This window comes from Amycolatopsis sp. CA-161197 (genome assembly GCF_050942255.1).
GTDB lineage: Bacteria > Actinomycetota > Actinomycetes > Mycobacteriales > Pseudonocardiaceae > Amycolatopsis.
On the sequence record NZ_CP192059.1, the window covers coordinates 9,601,304 to 9,616,977 of the forward strand.

At 70.6% G+C, this 15,674-nt stretch carries 18 protein-coding genes, 1 pseudogene and 1 riboswitch; of the genes and pseudogenes, 8 read left to right on the forward strand and 11 right to left on the reverse strand.

All coding sequences use genetic code 11. The features are described from left to right. Positions 1-47 precede the first annotated feature (47 nt). The 3 genes and pseudogenes from ACQPXB_RS45545 to ACQPXB_RS45555 all read right to left on the reverse strand — a co-directional run. The gene (locus ACQPXB_RS45545) at positions 48-254 is read right to left on the reverse strand and encodes a cold-shock protein (protein WP_204093028.1); all 207 of its coding nucleotides are present in this window, start codon (positions 252-254) and stop codon (positions 48-50) included. A gap of 102 nt (positions 255-356) precedes the next feature. Beyond that, positions 357-980 carry an AIM24 family protein gene (locus tag ACQPXB_RS45550; protein WP_366582461.1) on the reverse strand — a complete coding sequence of 208 codons (624 nt, stop codon included), beginning with the start codon at positions 978-980 and terminating at the stop codon, positions 357-359. A gap of 52 nt (positions 981-1,032) precedes the next feature. Further along, a pseudogene (locus tag ACQPXB_RS45555) lies at positions 1,033-1,314 on the reverse strand (AIM24 family protein); the annotation flags it as partial. 75 nt (positions 1,315-1,389) lie between these two features. On the opposite strand from ACQPXB_RS45555, the gene moeA reads away from it, so the two are divergent. Then, positions 1,390-2,595: a molybdopterin molybdotransferase MoeA gene (gene moeA, locus ACQPXB_RS45560; RefSeq protein WP_366582460.1), complete on the forward strand. Its 1,206-nt coding sequence runs from the start codon at positions 1,390-1,392 to the stop codon at positions 2,593-2,595. Here moeA and ACQPXB_RS45565 read toward each other — a convergent pair. Further along, positions 2,510-3,823: an MFS transporter gene (locus ACQPXB_RS45565; RefSeq protein WP_366582459.1), complete on the reverse strand. Its 1,314-nt coding sequence runs from the start codon at positions 3,821-3,823 to the stop codon at positions 2,510-2,512. The genes moeA and ACQPXB_RS45565 overlap by 86 nt on opposite strands. 407 nt (positions 3,824-4,230) lie before the next feature. Next, positions 4,231-4,791 (reverse strand): ArsR/SmtB family transcription factor, encoded by a 561-nt coding sequence (locus tag ACQPXB_RS45570; RefSeq protein ID WP_386950731.1) that lies wholly within the window; start codon positions 4,789-4,791, stop codon positions 4,231-4,233. A gap of 76 nt (positions 4,792-4,867) precedes the next feature. Here ACQPXB_RS45570 and ACQPXB_RS45575 point away from each other — a divergent pair, with 76 nt between their 5' ends. Further along, positions 4,868-5,188, forward strand: coding sequence for a GlsB/YeaQ/YmgE family stress response membrane protein (locus ACQPXB_RS45575; RefSeq protein ID WP_432848199.1), 321 nt, complete (start codon positions 4,868-4,870; stop codon positions 5,186-5,188). A 48-nt stretch (positions 5,189-5,236) separates the two neighbouring features. Here ACQPXB_RS45575 and ACQPXB_RS45580 read toward each other — a convergent pair whose 3' ends face one another. Continuing rightward, complete coding sequence (locus ACQPXB_RS45580) at positions 5,237-5,413, reverse strand: hypothetical protein (RefSeq protein WP_366582457.1); 177 nt, start codon at positions 5,411-5,413, stop codon at positions 5,237-5,239. Between the two features lie 251 nt (positions 5,414-5,664). Here ACQPXB_RS45580 and ACQPXB_RS45585 point away from each other — a divergent pair, with 251 nt between their 5' ends. Next, complete coding sequence (locus tag ACQPXB_RS45585) at positions 5,665-6,378, forward strand: phosphatidylserine decarboxylase (RefSeq protein ID WP_366582456.1); 714 nt, start codon at positions 5,665-5,667, stop codon at positions 6,376-6,378. 4 nt (positions 6,379-6,382) lie between these two features. Next, positions 6,383-7,375, forward strand: coding sequence for a CDP-diacylglycerol--serine O-phosphatidyltransferase (pssA, locus tag ACQPXB_RS45590; RefSeq protein ID WP_366582455.1), 993 nt, complete (start codon positions 6,383-6,385; stop codon positions 7,373-7,375). Positions 7,376-7,385: 10 nt separating this feature from the next. Here pssA and ACQPXB_RS45595 read toward each other — a convergent pair whose 3' ends face one another. Beyond that, positions 7,386-8,021, reverse strand: a complete 636-nt coding sequence (locus tag ACQPXB_RS45595) for a TetR/AcrR family transcriptional regulator C-terminal domain-containing protein (RefSeq protein ID WP_386950725.1) — start codon at positions 8,019-8,021, stop codon at positions 7,386-7,388. A 74-nt stretch (positions 8,022-8,095) separates the two neighbouring features. Between ACQPXB_RS45595 and ACQPXB_RS45600 the strand changes: the two genes are divergently transcribed. Further along, positions 8,096-8,719 (forward strand): nitroreductase family protein, encoded by a 624-nt coding sequence (locus ACQPXB_RS45600; protein ID WP_366582453.1) that lies wholly within the window; start codon positions 8,096-8,098, stop codon positions 8,717-8,719. A 5-nt stretch (positions 8,720-8,724) separates the two neighbouring features. Further along, positions 8,725-11,004: an AAA family ATPase gene (locus tag ACQPXB_RS45605; RefSeq protein WP_432848202.1), complete on the forward strand. Its 2,280-nt coding sequence runs from the start codon at positions 8,725-8,727 to the stop codon at positions 11,002-11,004. A 48-nt stretch (positions 11,005-11,052) separates the two neighbouring features. Here ACQPXB_RS45605 and ACQPXB_RS45610 read toward each other — a convergent pair whose 3' ends face one another. Both ACQPXB_RS45610 and ACQPXB_RS45615 read right to left on the reverse strand, forming a co-directional pair. After that, complete coding sequence (locus ACQPXB_RS45610) at positions 11,053-11,742, reverse strand: LytR C-terminal domain-containing protein (protein ID WP_432848204.1); 690 nt, start codon at positions 11,740-11,742, stop codon at positions 11,053-11,055. Next, positions 11,739-12,047 carry a DUF3263 domain-containing protein gene (locus ACQPXB_RS45615; protein ID WP_364190498.1) on the reverse strand — a complete coding sequence of 103 codons (309 nt, stop codon included), beginning with the start codon at positions 12,045-12,047 and terminating at the stop codon, positions 11,739-11,741. The genes ACQPXB_RS45610 and ACQPXB_RS45615 overlap by 4 nt, the downstream gene beginning before the upstream one ends. Positions 12,048-12,186: 139 nt before the next feature. Between ACQPXB_RS45615 and ACQPXB_RS45620 the strand changes: the two genes are divergently transcribed. Then, positions 12,187-12,756, forward strand: a complete 570-nt coding sequence (locus ACQPXB_RS45620; protein ID WP_432848206.1) for a peptide deformylase — start codon at positions 12,187-12,189, stop codon at positions 12,754-12,756. Between the two features lie 245 nt (positions 12,757-13,001). Here ACQPXB_RS45620 and ACQPXB_RS45625 read toward each other — a convergent pair whose 3' ends face one another. Further along, positions 13,002-13,469 carry a hypothetical protein gene (locus tag ACQPXB_RS45625; RefSeq protein ID WP_432848208.1) on the reverse strand — a complete coding sequence of 156 codons (468 nt, stop codon included), beginning with the start codon at positions 13,467-13,469 and terminating at the stop codon, positions 13,002-13,004. Continuing rightward, positions 13,435-13,707, reverse strand: a complete 273-nt coding sequence (locus ACQPXB_RS45630) for a hypothetical protein (protein ID WP_432848210.1) — start codon at positions 13,705-13,707, stop codon at positions 13,435-13,437. The genes ACQPXB_RS45625 and ACQPXB_RS45630 overlap by 35 nt, the downstream gene beginning before the upstream one ends. 183 nt (positions 13,708-13,890) lie before the next feature. Further along, positions 13,891-14,022: riboswitch (TPP riboswitch) on the forward strand. Between ACQPXB_RS45630 and thiC the strand changes: the two genes are divergently transcribed. Next, positions 14,016-15,659, forward strand: coding sequence for a phosphomethylpyrimidine synthase ThiC (gene thiC, locus ACQPXB_RS45635; protein ID WP_432848212.1), 1,644 nt, complete (start codon positions 14,016-14,018; stop codon positions 15,657-15,659). Its footprint overlaps the riboswitch before it by 7 nt. Positions 15,660-15,674: the final 15 nt, after the last annotated feature.

The following is a 15,674-nucleotide window of genomic DNA, read 5'->3' on the forward strand; positions in this document are numbered from 1 at the left end:
ATTCCGCAGCGATGGGCGGTTCGCCCAACCGGTCGGCGACCCCGGAATCAGGAGACCTTGCGGACGTCCGCGGCCTGACTGCGGCCGTCGCGGCCGGACTGGACCTCGAACTCGACCCGGTCCCCTTCGTCGAGCGTCCGGAATCCTTCGGCCTGGATCGCCGAATAGTGGACGAACACATCAGGCCCTTCGGCGGATTCGATGAACCCGTAGCCTTTTTCCGAGTTGAACCATTTGACGGTGCCGACAGCCACGGCGCCCTCCCTCGGGACAAGATCCGCTGTCCGGTAGCGGCTGGAAGTGCAGTTCACGCTACCGGAACTACGCCCTTCGGCAATGGTTGATTCGCAAATTCGTCAGCCCCGGGAAACCCGCCTGTTCCGCGCTTGCACGAGAACGGTGCCCGGTCCGGCGAAATCGAGGACCAGACCTTCGCCGGTGCGCAGCGACTGCGGCCCGCTCGGGTCCACGGCGCGCAGCCGGCACTGCAGCGTGTCCGGGTAGGCCAGCACGTAGTCCGGCCGCACGGTGACCAGTTCACCGGCCGACAGCTCGAACGAGTCGACGGGTCCCGGCGCGGTGAGCACGAGCGGACCGGTGCCGCTGTAGTGGTCGAGGAACCCGGCGTCCGCGCCGAAGAGCTGCTGCAACGGCGCCCACGTCTGGTCGAGGCGCACGGAGGACGGCCGCGCGAGCACGGCGTCGCGGTGCACCGACCAGCCGGTGTTGCCCGTCAGCTCCAGCGGGTAGACGTCGCCCGGCCCGAGCGGGGCGAGGTCGACCCAGCCGCCCTCGGCGGGTGCGGTGAACACGGAGACGCCGGGCTTGCGCGCGCCACCGCGCGCCGACGGCGGAGCGCCTTCGCGCACGCCGAAGCTGGTGGCCAGCATCGTGTCCGACGCCGACTGCACGGCCTCGCCGGGCGCCAGCAGCACGCGCGCGACGCCGAAGTTGGGGGTGTGCCTCGTGTGGACGCGCATGTCAGCGGGAGGGGACGGGCGACGGGATCCGGCTGATCAGCGCCGAGGGGTTGCGCGTCTGCGGCTGCACGCCGTGCGACGAGCCGCGCGTGCCGGCCGCGACGTCGACCCAGCCACCGTTCCGGGGCGCAGTGCAGGCGGAGATGAAAAAGGACTCGTCGCCCGGAAACGCCCGGCCGAGGCCCTTCATGATCCCGCTCCGGGCCCGCGACCGGACGGTCACGCCGTGGCTCGTCGCCGTCATCGCACCCGACTCGACCTGCACGGGTTCACCCGGCGCCGGCCCCAGCCGCGCAACCGCGAATGACGGTTGGTGGCGGACTCGTACCTGCATCGAAACTCCCCTGATCCCCGACTCTTGCCGCGGGAGAGTGTTGCACGCCCGCGCGCGAGGGGGAGGATGGTCCGCGTGATCTCCGTCGACGCCTACCGCGAGACCGTGACCGAGCTGCTCGGCCGCACGCCCGCGACGACCCTGCCCCTCGCCGAAGCCGCCGGGTTCGTCCTGGCCGAGGACGTGCCCGCGGGGGTGTCGCTGCCGCCGTTCGACAACTCCGCGATGGACGGCTACGCCGTGCGCGCGGCCGACGTCGCCGGCGCCGCGGCCGGCTCGCCCGTGACGCTGCCCGTGGCCGACGACATCCCGGCCGGGCGCGTGGACGTCGCGCCGCTGGAGCCGGGCACCGCGCACCGGATCATGACGGGCGCGCCGCTGCCGCCGGGTGCCGACGCGATCGTGATGGTGGAGGACACCGACCGCGGCACCGAGTCGGTGCGGATCTCCAAGGCCGCGTCCTCGGGCGACCACGTGCGGCGCACCGGCGAGGACGTGGAGCACGGTGTGGTGGCCCTGCGCGCCGGCACCGTGCTGGGCCACTCGCAGCTGGGCCTCGCGGCGGCCGTCGGCCTGGCCGAGCTGTCGGTGCACCGGCCGTTGTCCGTGCTCGTGGTGTCGACCGGCACGGAGCTCGTCGAGGCCCCGAACCCGTTGCGGCACGGGCAGATCTACGAGTCCAACAGCGTGATGCTCGCCGCCGCGCTGCGCGAGCTGGGCTGCCGCGTGTCCGTGGTGCGCAGCGTGGTGGACGACGTCGAGGAGTTCCGCAAGATCATCGAGCCGAAGCTCGCGGACGCCGACCTGCTGATCACTTCGGGCGGCGTCAGCGCCGGCGCGTACGAGGTGGTCAAGGACGCGCTGACGGGCCAGGGCGTGCAGTTCCAGAAGATCGCCATCCAGCCCGGCGGGCCGCAGGGCTGCGGCCACTGGAACGGCGTGCCCGTGGTGACGCTGCCGGGCAACCCGGTGAGCGTGCTGGTGTCGTTCGAGGCCTTCCTGCGGCCGGCTCTGCTGTCTGCCATGGGCCACACGGACGTCGACCGCCGCCGGGTGCGCGCGCGGCTTTCCGAGGCCATGACCTCGCCCAGCTCACGACGCCAGTTCCGGCGCGGCTTCTACACCCCCACCGAGGGCGAGGTGACCGGCGTGGTCGGGCCCCGCGGCGGGCCGGGCTCGCACCTGCTGGCGGCGTTCACCCAGGCGAACTGCCTGATCGTGCTGCCGGAGGGGGTTGGCGAGGTGGCTGAAGGGACTGAAGTGGACGTGCTGCTGCTGTAGGGAAGTCCCTGTCGCGGCGCAGCGGGCTCTTGAGGAGGATCCCCAGCGAGGCGAGCTGGACGCCGGCCATGATCAGCATCGTCTCGCGCACGCCCAGCGCTTCGCCGAGGACACCGCCGAGGAACGCGCCGAGCGGGATGGTGCCGTAGTTGACGACGGCGGAGCTCGCGGTGATGCGGCCGAAGAGCTCGGGTGGGCAGTAGGTCTGGCGGAAGGTGCCGACGAGCACGTTGGACCCGACAATCCCGGCGGCGACACCCATCCCCGACAGCACGAACACCGTGAGCCCGGCTCCCGGGCCGGCGAACGGACCGAGCAGCATCGCTGGCGCGGCCAACGCTTCGCACAGCAGGAACGCCCGCGCCGCACCGACGCGCTTGCCCAGCCGCGCGGCCAACGGCGCGCCGGCGATGCCACCGACCTCCGCGATGGCCAGGACCACCCCCACCGCGCCCGGTCCGGTGCCCAGGTCGCGAACGAGGAACACGACCTGGATGGCGGCGTACCCGTCGAGCGCGAGATTCGCCACCGCGGCGGCCGCGATGAGGTACCGCAGGTACCGATCCTGTGCGATAAAGCCGATTCCCTCGGCGATTTCGGTGCGCAGCCGCCTGTTGCCCCGGGGCTTCGGGATTTCCTTCGCCCGGATGAAACGCAGGCACAGCACGGAAATACCGAAACTCACCGCATCGGCGAGCACCCCGGTGACCGGTCCCGCGACGGCCGCGAGCAACCCGGCCAGCCCGGGCCCGCCCACCTGTGCGGCGGACTCGCTGCCCTGGAGCTTCACGTTCGCCTCGAGCAGCTGCGATTGGCTCACGATCACCGGCACGTAACTGCGGTAGGCCAACGAGAAGAACACCTTCGCGAACCCACCGAGCAACGCCGCGCAAAGCAGGTACGGCACCGTGAGCCACCCGGCCACATACCCCACCGGGACGGCCGCGAACACCACCATCGACACCACATTGCAGGTCACCATCACGCGCCGCTTGCGCCACCGGTCCACCCACGCCCCGGCCGGCAGCCCCACCACCAACCACGGCACCCACGCGACGGCGGTCAGCAACGCCACCTCGAACGTCGACGCACCCAGGACCAACAACGCGACCAACGGCAACGACGTGCCGGCCACCGCGCTGCCGAGGGTGCTGATGGTCTCGCCGGTCCAGATCAGGCGGAAGTTTCGGTCTCGCCACAGGTTGTCGGTCACGCCCGGCTCACTCACGGGCTCACCGCGCAGGCCTCGGCGGATGACGGAGCACTCTCACGCCACTTCCCTTGGCAACCAAGGATTTCACCCCCGCCGAGACCGAACCGGCCCCCACGCCACTTCCCTTGGCAACCAAGGATTTCACCCCCGCCGAGACCGAACCGGCCCCCGCACCGCTCCCCCGGAAGCCGGGGATAGGCGCCCGAGCAAGAACTCCCCGCAGCCCCAAAACCAGCGCCGAAATGCTGCTGCCCCCAGCAACTCACCTCAGGAAGCCCCCACCCATCCTCGGGGGAACGGCCCTTGTCCAGTCTACCGCCCCCCACCGACAAAATGATCTCCAAGGCCGAGTTGTCCACAGCGAAGCCGAGTTGTGGACAAAACGAGAAAGCCCGCCGCCGCAACGAAAAGCGCAACACCGATCACGGCTCCGCAGGAAAGCCCCGCGCGAAAAGAAAGACCGGGCGCCGCTCGACAGAGTCGTCAGGGGCAGGGCGGTCGGTGTACTCCGCGAACAACGCCAAGACCCGTGTGCTCAGCTCCATCACCTCAGCGGCTGACAACCGCGCCCACGTTTCGTTCGTGAACCAGGCGTCGCGCCACTCGGCGGGTTCCGTCTCCAGGGCCGAGAGCCAAGAGCGGGACAGCGAAGCCTGACGGTCGAGTGAGAGGACCTCCGCGGCGTCGCCCACCGGGTCGCCGACGAAGTCCGAAGTGGACCAGGACAGGGCGCGCGAAGGGCGGCGCCACCAGCGTTCGCGGCGGTCGCGGGCGAGTTCGGGGGCCTCTTCGACCAAGCCGGCGGCCGAGAGGACCTTCAGGTGGTGCGAGATGTTGCCGACGGCCGACGCGGTGCGGTCGGCAAGGACCGAAGCCGTGGCGGGGCCGTCGAGCTTCAGCAGGTCGAGCAGGCGCAGGCGGAGCGGGTGGGACATCGCCGCCAGGACACGGGAGTCGCGGATCTGCCGCACGTCGTCGGTCACGATCGACAAGAGTAGTTGTACAACACATATTGCACAACTACTCTTGTGTAATCACCGCGCAGGTATCCTCGCCCCCATGGGCTTCTTCACCTGGATCGTCTTCGGCGCGCTGGTCGGCTGGCTCGCGAACCTGATCGTCGGCGGGCCGGACCGGCGCCGCCAGGGGTGTCTGGTCAGCGTGCTCGTCGGGGTGCTCGGGGCGGCGCTCGGCGGCTTCATCTACCGGCTGGCGACGGGTGAGCAGCAGCGCTTCGAGTTCGATTTTCCGAGCTTCGGCGTCGCGATCCTGGGCGCGATCGTCCTGCTGGCGGTGCTGCGGCTGGTCAGCTCGATCGGCAGGCGGTCCCGGCGTGACGACTACCCGCACGACAACTACCGGCGGGACAACTACCGGTAACGGTTTCCACACGAACCGTCAGTAACCCCCGGAATCCGCCTAAACTGGCTAGTTCCGCGTCCGGGTGCATGCGTCGTCGGGGGACGCATGCACCCGGCCCGCCCGGATCGCCTCCCGGACCACGCGCACGGCGTGCGCCGTGTCCACGAGCACGGGCATGGGCGCGGCGGAGATCTCCCGTCGCCAGGCACACAGCAGCTCGGCGAGCGGATCGGGTACGGACATCGCTTCCTCGGCGGACTCAGGCCCGGGACACGGCTCCCGAACGGCGGGTACTACTGAGAGTTGTCGAGGAATTCGATCAGTCGTTACCGGTTTGTGGGCACGCCCACCCGCGCCGGGGAAACCCTGACGGGGGAGCCGCCACCGGCCCTGGACGTGTCCGCCCGCCGACGGGCGGTAGCGTGGTGATTCCCAAATCGGACGTGAAACCCGTCCTCTCCCTCCGAACGCAACGAACAGCGGGGAACCGATCCATGAGCGGCAAGCCCACCGGCAATCCCCTCACACACGCAGTGCAGCTCGCGCGGGAGACGATCCCGCCGATGCACCCCGCCGGACGCCCGTTCGTCTTCGGCGGGCTGGCGGCGACGCTGGTGCTGCGCCGGTTCTCCAAGCGCCTCGGTGTGGTCGGTGCGCTCGCGACCGCGGCCACCGCCGCGTTCTTCCGCGAGCCGAAGCGCGTCGCGCCGGAGCGGGACAACATCGCCGTGGCCTCGGCCGACGGCCTGGTGTCCCTCATCGAGGAGGCCGTGCCGCCGCCCGAGCTGGGGCTGCCTGCCGAGCCGCGGATGCGCGTGAGCGTGTTCCTGTCGGTGTTCGACGTGCACGTCCAGCGGATCCCGGCCCCCGGCGTCATCGAGAAGGTGGCCTACCGGCCGGGCAAGTTCCTCTCCGCGGACCTGGACAAGGCGAGCGAGGACAACGAGCGCAACTCCGTGCTCATGCGCACCGTCGACGGCCACGAGCTCGTCGTCGTGCAGATCGCCGGCCTCGTCGCGCGCCGCATCCTGTGCGAGATCCACGAGGGCGACAAGGTGGCCGCGGGTGCCACCTACGGCATCATCCGGTTCGGCTCCCGTGTCGACCTCTACCTGCCGCCCGGCAGCCGCGTGCTCGTCGCGAAGGGCCAGCGCACGGTCGGCGGCGAGACGGTGATCGCCGAACTCCCGGCACTGGGAGAAGGCTGATCTCATGGTCCGCGTGACCACCCCGAGCATTCGGCTGCTGCCGAACGCCATCACGGTGCTGGCGCTGTGCGCCGGGCTGTCGTCCGTGCAGTTCGCGCTCACGGGCAACTACGCCATGGCCATCGCGGCCATCGGCATCGCGGCGGTGCTCGACAGCCTCGACGGGCGCATCGCGCGCCTGCTCGACGCGACGTCGAAGATGGGCGCCGAGCTCGACTCGCTGTCCGACGGCATCTCGTTCGGCGTGGCGCCGGCGCTGGTGCTGTACGTGTGGCAGTCGCACGGCGACCGCATCGGCTGGGTGGCTTCGCTGATCTTCGCCGTCTGCATGATCCTGCGCCTCGCGCGCTTCAACACCCTGCTCGACGTCACCGACAAGCCGCCCTACTCCGCGGAGTTCTTCGTCGGCGTGCCCGCGCCGGCCGGTGGCCTGGTCGCCATGCTGCCGCTCATCGCGACGCTGCAGTGGGGCCAGGGCTGGTGGTCCCAGCAGTACGTGGTGATCGCCTGGACGATCGCCGTCGCCGCGCTGCTGATCAGCCGCATCCCGACGCTGTCGCTGAAGACGGTCAAGGTGCCCGCCCGGGCCATCGCACCACTGCTGGTGGGCGTCGGCCTGCTGGCCGCCGCGATCATCCAGTTCCCCCTGGTGGCGCTGGCCATCGCGCTGGTGCTGTACCTGCTGCACATCCCGTACGCGGTGTATCGCAACCGTTGGCTCGCCGCGCACCCCGAGGCGTGGACGGTCCCGCCGCGCGAGCGCCGGGCCATCCGCCGTGCGCGTTCGCAGCGGCGCCTGCGGCTGCGGCCGGCGTCTCGCCGGGTCGCGGGCGCGGCCATGCGCGCCGTGCGGCTGCCGCGCAACGGCTCGGACTTCGTGCGGGCGACGCGCGCGTTGCGGGACCGGGACCACTCGGGCACGGGCAACTCGAACGCGACTTCGGGCCCGAACCAGCGTCGCCGCAGCTGGCGGCGGATCGGGATCCGGCGCCGCTGACGTTCTCGGCCTAGCGCGCCGCCGCGCGCAGGCCCGTGAGCAGCAGGTCGAGCTGGTCGTGGAAGTCCTGCACGCAGTCGACGTCGGCCAGTGACGGCAGCACGCGGTACAGGTTCGGCAGCTCCTCCGGCGTGACCATGCGGCTGAACCAGTCGCCAACGGGCTCGTCGCGCTGCGCCACGCCCCCGGCAACGGAGTCGGCGAGCGCCGCGCCGAACGTGAGTCCCATCAACGACCGGTAGCCGCGGGCCGCGGCCGCCTCGTCGAGCCCGGCGTCGAGCAGCGCGCCCAGCAGGGCGTCGATCACGCGCAACGCACCGGGCGAGCGCGGGTTCGCCTCCTCCGCCGCCAGCGCGCGCACCACGGCCGGGTGCCGCGTGAACGCCGTGTAGAGGCCTTCGGCGAGCCGGCGGACGCGGGTTTCCCAGCTCCACGACGGCACCGGCAGCGGCACGGACTCGAAGACGCGCGCGGTGAGCCCGTCGAGCAGGTCGCCCTTGTTCTTCACGTGGTTGTAGAGCGACATCGCCTCGACGCCGAGACGGGCCGCGAGCTTGCGCATCGACAGCGCGCCCATGCCGTCGGCGTCCACCAGGGCCAGCGCTTCGTCGAGGACTTTTTCCCGCGTCAGGGTTTCGCGCACCACCGTCGAATCTTAGCTTACGGCGTAAGTACTTACGGTGTACACTTACGGTGTAAGTATCGAACTGGAGGGACACCATGGACGCCGAAACGCTGCTCACCACCACCCGGTCCGTCCGCCGCAAGCTGGATCTCGACCGGCCGGTCGACCCGGCGGTGATCGAGGACTGCCTGCGCATTGCCCAGCAGGCACCCGCCGCCGGTGGGCTGCTGAAGGCGCAACGCTGGGTCGCCGTGCTGGACCCCGAGCTGCGCGCCGAGATCGCGGCGATCACCAGGAAGGCCGCGCACGAGGTGTGGCAGCACTACGCGCACCTGGCCGACCCGAGCATGTTCGCCTCCGCCCGCCACCTCGTGGACCACCTCCACCGCGTGCCGGCGCTGGTGCTGCCGTGCATGCCGGGCCGGCCGCCGGCGTCGGCCGCTGAGCAGTCGTCGTTCTACGGCTCGGTCTACCCGGCGATCTGGAGCTTCCAGCTCGCGCTGCGCACGCGCGACCTGGCCAGCTCGCTGTGCAGTTACCACCTCGCCGGCCACGAGCCGGACGTCGCGCGCCTGCTGGGGATCCCGGCCGACGTCACGCAGGTCGGCCTCATCGCCGTGGCGCACTCGACCCAGCGTGAGTTCTCCCCCGCCGCGCGGCCACCGGTGGGCGAGATCCTGTCGTTCGACGCCTGGGCGGGGTCCGCGTCGCTAGGGTGAACGACGTGAGCGACCCGCAGATCACGTTGACCGTCAGGCACACGCCGTCCGCGCTGGATTCCCGGCGCGGAGTCGTGCGGATGCACCCGGAGGTGCTCGACGCGCTGGGCCTGCGAGCCTGGGACGCCGTGCACCTCACCGGCGCTCGCCGCAGCGCCGCGCTCGCCGCGCCGGCCGAGGAGGGCACGCCGGGCGTGGTGCTGACCGACGACGTCACGATGTCGAACCTCGGCGTGTCCGAGGGGTCCGAGATCGTGGTGACGCCGGCCGACGTCGCGGCGGCCAAGACGGTCACGGTCTCCGGATCGCGGCTGGCCAGCGTGTCCGTGCCGCCGCAGACGCTGCGGCTCGCGCTCACCGGCAAGGTGCTCACGCGCGGCGACGCCGTTTCACTGCTCCCCCAGGACCTCGCGCCCGCGCCGGGTTCGGACGTCGCGGCCGTGCGCGGGCAGCTCTCGCGCGCGATCGGCGCGACGTGGACCAACGAGCTGCTCACCGTCACCGCCACGGAGCCCGCGGGGGTGGTCGTGGTGGGACCGTCCACTGTGGTCAGCTGGCGCGACGGCGCCCGCACGGGCGAGACGCCGACCGACACCGTGCCCACGCGCAGCGCGACGGCGCTCGTCCGCAGCACCGCCGTGACGGCGGCCGAGGACTACCTCGAGGCCGAGGTCGTCGAGGAGACCAGGCCGGAGGAGCTCGCGGAACCGATCCCACCCGTCGCCGACCTGGTGGGCGCGGAAGGGGCCGCGCGCAAGCTCGCCGAGTGGTTCGATCTGGCGTTCCACCGGCCGGAGCTGCTGATGCGGCTGGGCACGTCGGCGCACCTGGGGGTGCTGCTGTCGGGGCCGGAGGGCGTCGGCAAGGCGACGCTGGTGCGCTCGGTCGCGCAGGCCGAGAAGGTGCGCGTGGTGTCGCTGGTCGCGCCCAACATCGCCGTGCTGGAGCCGAACGCGGCCCACGCCCGCCTGCGGGAGGCCGTGACCCGCGCCGCCGACGGCGACGGGCCCGGGGTGCTGCTGATCAACGACGTCGACGCGCTGTTGCCGGCCACGCAGCCGCCGCCGGTGGCCACCGTCGTGCTGGAGGAGCTGCGGGCGGCCATGCGCCGCGAGGGCCTGGCCGTGGTGGCGACGACGCAGCGCGCAGAGTCCGTGGACCCGCGGCTGCGCACCGCCGACCTGCTCGACCGCGAGCTCGGCCTGCCGCTGCCCGATGCGAAGACGCGCATCGAGCTGCTGCGGATCCTGCTGCGTGACGTGCCGGTGGAACCGGGCGCCGACCTGGGCGTGCTCGCCGAGAAGACGCCCGGGTTCGTCGCCGCCGACCTCATCGCCCTGCGCCGTGACGCGGCTCTGCGGGCCGCGCTGCGCCAGCGTGACGTCGCCGAGCCGCGGATCTCGGAGCACGACCTGCTCGACGCGCTCGCCACCGTCCGGCCGATCTCGCTGTCCACTTCGGACAACCTGGCCACGGGTGGGCTGACGCTCGAAGACGTGGGCAACATGGTCGACGTCAAGCAGGCCCTCACCGAGACGGTGCTGTGGCCGCTGCGCTACCCGGATTCCTTCGCCCGCCTGGGCATCGACCCGCCACGCGGCGTGCTGCTCTACGGCCCGCCCGGCGGCGGCAAGACGTTCCTCGTGCGCGCGCTGGCGGGCACGGGCGCGCTCAACGTGTTCGCGATCAAGGGCGCCGAGCTGCTGGACAAGTGGGTCGGCGAGTCGGAGCGGGCCGTGCGCGACCTGTTCCGGCGGGCCGCCGACGCCGCGCCGTCGCTGATCTTCCTCGACGAGATCGACGCACTGGCGCCGCGGCGCGGGCAATCTTCCGACTCCGGCGTGGCCGACCGCGTGGTCGCCGCGCTGCTCACGGAGCTCGACGGCGTGGAGCCGATGCGCGAGGTCGTGGTGCTGGGCGCCACGAACCGGCCCGAGCTCGTGGACCCGGCGCTGCTGCGGCCGGGCCGGCTGGAGCGGCGCATCTACGTGCCGCCGCCCGACGCCGAGTCGCGCACCGCGATCCTCAAGGCGACGTCGAAGAACACGCCGCTGGCGTCCGATGTGGATCTGGCGGCCATCGCGTCCACCCTGGACGGTTACTCCGCCGCCGACTGCGCCGCGCTCATCCGCGAGGCCGCGCTCACGGCGATGCGCGAGTCACTGGAAGCGCACGTGGTGACCGCCGCCCACCTGGCGAAGGCGCGGGAGGTCGTGCGGCCGTCGCTGGACCCGGCGCAGCTGGCGACGCTGGAGGCGTACGCGCAGGCCCAGCAGGAACGCTGACGACAACGGGGCCCCACCTTCGCGGTGGGGCCCCGTCGTTTTCGCTGGTCAGCTGCCCTTGTGGCCGCTCTGGTAGTCCTTGGTGATGATCACGATCACGCCCGGGCTCGAGTTCTGGATGCCGTCGAACCGCGGCTGGGCCTGGAACCCGAACTCGGCGGCCAGCTGCTTCGCGGCGGCCTCCTCGTCGGTGCCCGGGCGGTAGTAGGCCGTGGTGTGCGCGATGACGCCCTGCGGGTAGTTGCCGACCTCGGGCACGTTCCAGCCCGACGCGCGGAAGTCCTGGGCGGCCTGCTCGGCGAGGTGCGAGATCGTGGAGTTGTTGTAGACCCGCACGGTCACCCACTTGTTGGACGCCTGCTGGTCGCCGCCCGGCTGACCCGGTTGTCCCGGCTGGCCACCGGGCTGGCCGGGCTGCCCCGGCTGTCCGCTGGGCTGACCAGGCTGGCCCGGCTGCCCAGGCTGTCCCGACTGGCCGGCCGGTGGCGACGAGGGCGCCGACGAAGCGGGCGAAGACGGGGCCGACGACGAAGGCGGCGTCGCCGAAGACGACGAGCCTGCTGTCGACTGTTGTGAAGAAGGCGACCCGCTCGAGCTGGTGGACCCGGCGTTGTTGTCGCTCGATCCGTTGCCCGACAGCGCGGTCACGCCGCCCACGATCGCGGCGATCACGGCGACGCCGATGAGCGCGACGCCCGCGGCCCGCATGGGCCGGGACAGTCCCGAGAAGAAGCTCATGACAGTTCGATCCCCAGCCGCCTGGCGCCGCGCTTGCGCTGCCGGGCGGCCCGCGTCTTGCGCAGCCGCTTCACCAGCATCGGGTCGGCCGCCATGGCCTCAGGCTTTTCCAGCAGTGTGTTCAGCAGCTGGTAGTAACGGGTCGAGGACAGCGAGAACCGTTCCCGGATGGCGTTCTCCTTGGCACCGGCGTGCCGCCACCACTGACGTTCGAACGCGAGGATCTCCACCTCACGCTCGGTCAGGCCGCCCACATTCTCCGGCGGCGACGGCTGCTCCCCAGCCATCGACTCCGCGGCGTCCATGCGGTCCTCGCAATCGGTTTCGGCTGTCCTTCCGCGGGCGCCATTGAACCACGGAACCCACGCCCGACATGGGCATCCGGCGCGGCGCGTCACGGTCCGATCCAGGTGTATCAGACGGGTCCGACTAAACTCGCTGCTCGTGACCGTCCACCCCATCCGCATCGCCGGCGATCCCGTGCTGCACCAGCCGACCCGTGAGGTCACGGAGTTCGACGAGCAGCTGCGCACGCTGACCGAGGACATGTTCGAGACGATGTACGCCGCCGAAGGCGTGGGCCTCGCGGCCAACCAGATCGGCCTCGACCTGCGCCTGTTCGTCTACGACTGCCCCGACGACGAGGGCGTCGAACACCGCGGCCTGGTGGTGAACCCCCAGCTGGAGACCTCCGAGATCCCCGAAACCATGCCCGACCCGGACGACGACTGGGAAGGCTGCCTCTCGGTCCCCGGCGAGTCTTACCCCACCGGCCGCGCCTCGTGGGCGCGCGTGACCGGTTTCGACGCGACCGGCTCTCCCATCTCCGTCGAAGGCACCGGCTACTTCGCCCGCTGCCTGCAGCACGAGACCGACCACCTCGACGGGCACCTCTACCTCGACCGCCTGGTGGGCCGCCACGCGCGCGCGGCGAAGAAGATGCTGAAGAAGAACAAATGGGGCGTCCCGGGCCTGAGCTGGCTGCCCCCGAAGGACGAGCCGGCTGAGGCTTGAGTCGTTTTGTCGATGAGTCTCCCGGTCCTGGGTTGGGGCCGGGAGACTCGTCGTTTCAGCGGTTCATCGCCCCAGGAAGTGCTCGCTGCTTCGGCGGCAGGCTGCTCGACCGGGTGGTTCTGCGCGACCGACCTGGCCAGGCGGATGTACTGCGTGGGTCCAGGCCGGTGGTGTGGCCGAAGCCGTCGGGGTGCCGGGGGTGTGGCCGGGTGAGCCCGAGGATGGGTGGGGCTTCCAGAGGTGAGTTACTGGGGGCACACGCGGTTGGTCGCGCCGGAGTGGTACAGATCGCGGAACGCCGTGATCGGCAATGAAGACGGGGCGGCGCGGACCGTGGAAAGGTAATCGCGCCAGCCGCGGGGGTAGTCGGCGGAAATCGCGCGGAAACTGAGGCGGGCGGAATCCTGGGGATTATTCGTCGCCGCAGCGGCGGAAGAACCCATGCCCAGCGCCAAAGTCACGTTCCGGGAACGCATACCGTCGGCTGCCGTCTGTTCGGTGAGGATGACGTTTCCGGTGGCGGCACGAGAATACGAAACCAGTTTCTTCGACGCCAGCAAATGCGTCGAGCCATCCGAAACGCCGGCGTATCCGAAGGACGTCCGCGAAAACGCCGGAGCGGCCGCCGTGGCACCGTCGGAAGCCGACGCCACCGCGGCGGCAGCGGACGCCGAATCGTTACTGCCGTCGTTGGTCAGGTCCGGGTCGGCCACGGCGTAGAGCGAGAGCGGCCGCCCGGTCAGCGACGTCCAGCAACCGCACGCTCGGAGTCGACAAATCGAGGTAGCAGACCTCCGACATGCGCCCGCCCTGCAGCGTGAACCACACGTCGCTGGCGCGGTCGCGGGCCGTGCCGAAGCCCGTTTTGTCCGCCGGCAGCCAGCTCGGACGGGTACCAGGCCCACCTGGCGCGTCACCCTGAGCCGTCGAAGCGGCCGGGACCGCGCCCATCGCCAAGACCGCCACCAAACCCGGTGAGCAGGCCTTTCCGCAACGGGATACCCCCAAAGTCGTCAAAGGTGATCGTCACGTGAACTCCTGGCGGTCGCATGCTCCGATCCGGTGAAGAACACACCGGTCGACAAGTCGCCTTGTGCTCGCGTGATCCGCCGTGGCATGGTCGAGGGACAACCTCATAACCAACGCGGGAGCTCGCGCCTTGGCGGGCTGAGAGGGCGGCTGGTGTCTGTCTGTGGACACCCGGTGCCGCCGACCGCATGAACCTGACCGGGTAATGCCGGCGTAGGGAGTGAACGTCGTTGACGACGCTGGAGAACGAGCCTGCCATCACGCCTTCCGTGACCACGGGGCCGATCACCGGTTCGCACAAGGTCTACCACCGCACCGAGTCGGGCCTGCGGGTTCCGGCGCGGCGCATCGACCTGTCGAACGGTGAGCACTTCGACGTGTACGACACGTCCGGGCCGTACACCAACCCGGACGCGAAGATCGACGTCCACAATGGACTTCACCCGCTGCGCGCGGGCTGGGCCGACGGCCGCGCGCACAACACCCAGCTCGGCTGGGCCAAAGCCGGCGTGATCACGCGTGAGATGGAGTTCATCGCCGCGCGCGAGCGGTGCTCACCCGAGTTCGTGCGCGACGAGGTCGCGCGCGGGCGGGCGGTGATTCCCGCCAACCGCAAGCACCCGGAGAGCGAGCCGATGATCATCGGCAAGAAGTTCCTGGTGAAGATCAACGCCAACATGGGCAACTCGGCCGTCTGGTCCTCAGTGGAGGAAGAGGTCGACAAGATGGTGTGGGCCACCCGCTGGGGCGCCGACACGATCATGGACCTGTCCACCGGCAAGCGCATCCACGAGACGCGCGAGTGGATCGTCCGCAACTCCCCCGTGCCCGTGGGCACCGTGCCGATCTACCAGGCACTGGAGAAGGTCAACGGGGAGCCGGAGAAGCTGTCGTGGGAGGTCTACCGCGACACGATCATCGAGCAGTGCGAACAGGGTGTGGACTACGTCACCGTCCACGCGGGAGTGCTGCTGCGCTACATCCCGCTCACCGCCCGTCGTGTGACCGGCATCGTGAGCCGCGGCGGCTCGATCATGGCCGCGTGGTGCCTCGCGCACCACAAGGAATCGTTCCTCTACACCAACTTCGAGGAACTCTGCGAGATCCTGCGCAAGTACGACGTCACGTTCTCCCTCGGCGACGGCCTGCGTCCCGGCTCGATCGCCGACGCCAACGACCGCGCGCAGTTCGCCGAGCTCGAAACCCTCGGTGAGCTCACGCACATCGCGCGCGAGCACGACGTGCAGGTGATGATCGAGGGCCCCGGCCACGTGCCGATGCACAAGATCAAGGAGAACGTCGAGCTGGAGGAACAGCTCACCGGCGAGGCACCGTTCTACACCCTCGGTCCACTCGCGACGGACATCGCGCCGGCGTACGACCACATCACCTCCGCCATCGGCGCGGCGCAGATCGGCTGGTACGGCACCGCGATGCTCTGCTACGTCACGCCGAAGGAGCACCTCGGCCTGCCCAACCGCGACGACGTGAAGACCGGCGTGATCACCTACAAGATCGCCGCGCACTCCGCCGACCTCGCCAAGGGCCACCCCCACGCGCACGAGTGGGACGACGAGCTGTCCAAGGCCCGCTTCGAGTTCCGCTGGAACGACCAGTTCAACCTGGCACTCGACCCCGACACCGCGCGCTCGTACCACGACGAGACGCTGCCCGCGGAGCCGGCGAAGACCGCGCACTTCTGCTCGATGTGCGGCCCGAAGTTTTGCTCGATGCGGATCACCCACGACGTGCGCAAGTACGCCGAGGAGCACGGGCTGTCCACTGTGGAGGCCATCGAGGCCGGCATGGCGGAGAAGTCGGCCGAGTTCGGCGAGCAGGGCAACAAGGTCTACCTCCCGGTCGTCGGGCAGTAGCTCCACCAGCAATCA

Bases quoted from the DNA above. Each gene is read 5' to 3' on its own strand.
- ACQPXB_RS45615 (WP_364190498.1), bottom strand. From the start codon at position 12,047: ATGGACGCCGCGGAGTCGATGGCTGGGGAGCAGCCGTCGCCGCCGGAG.
- ACQPXB_RS45585 (WP_366582456.1), top strand. From the start codon at position 5,665: ATGAGCGGCAAGCCCACCGGCAATCCCCTCACACACGCAGTGCAGCTC.
- ACQPXB_RS45630 (WP_432848210.1), bottom strand. From the start codon at position 13,707: ATGGGCGCGGTCCCGGCCGCTTCGACGGCTCAGGGTGACGCGCCAGGT.
- ACQPXB_RS45550 (WP_366582461.1), bottom strand. From the start codon at position 980: ATGCGCGTCCACACGAGGCACACCCCCAACTTCGGCGTCGCGCGCGTG.
- ACQPXB_RS45580 (WP_366582457.1), bottom strand. From the start codon at position 5,413: ATGTCCGTACCCGATCCGCTCGCCGAGCTGCTGTGTGCCTGGCGACGG.
- ACQPXB_RS45610 (WP_432848204.1), bottom strand. From the start codon at position 11,742: ATGAGCTTCTTCTCGGGACTGTCCCGGCCCATGCGGGCCGCGGGCGTC.
- ACQPXB_RS45600 (WP_366582453.1), top strand. From the start codon at position 8,096: ATGGACGCCGAAACGCTGCTCACCACCACCCGGTCCGTCCGCCGCAAG.
- pssA (WP_366582455.1), top strand. From the start codon at position 6,383: ATGGTCCGCGTGACCACCCCGAGCATTCGGCTGCTGCCGAACGCCATC.
- ACQPXB_RS45575 (WP_432848199.1), top strand. From the start codon at position 4,868: ATGGGCTTCTTCACCTGGATCGTCTTCGGCGCGCTGGTCGGCTGGCTC.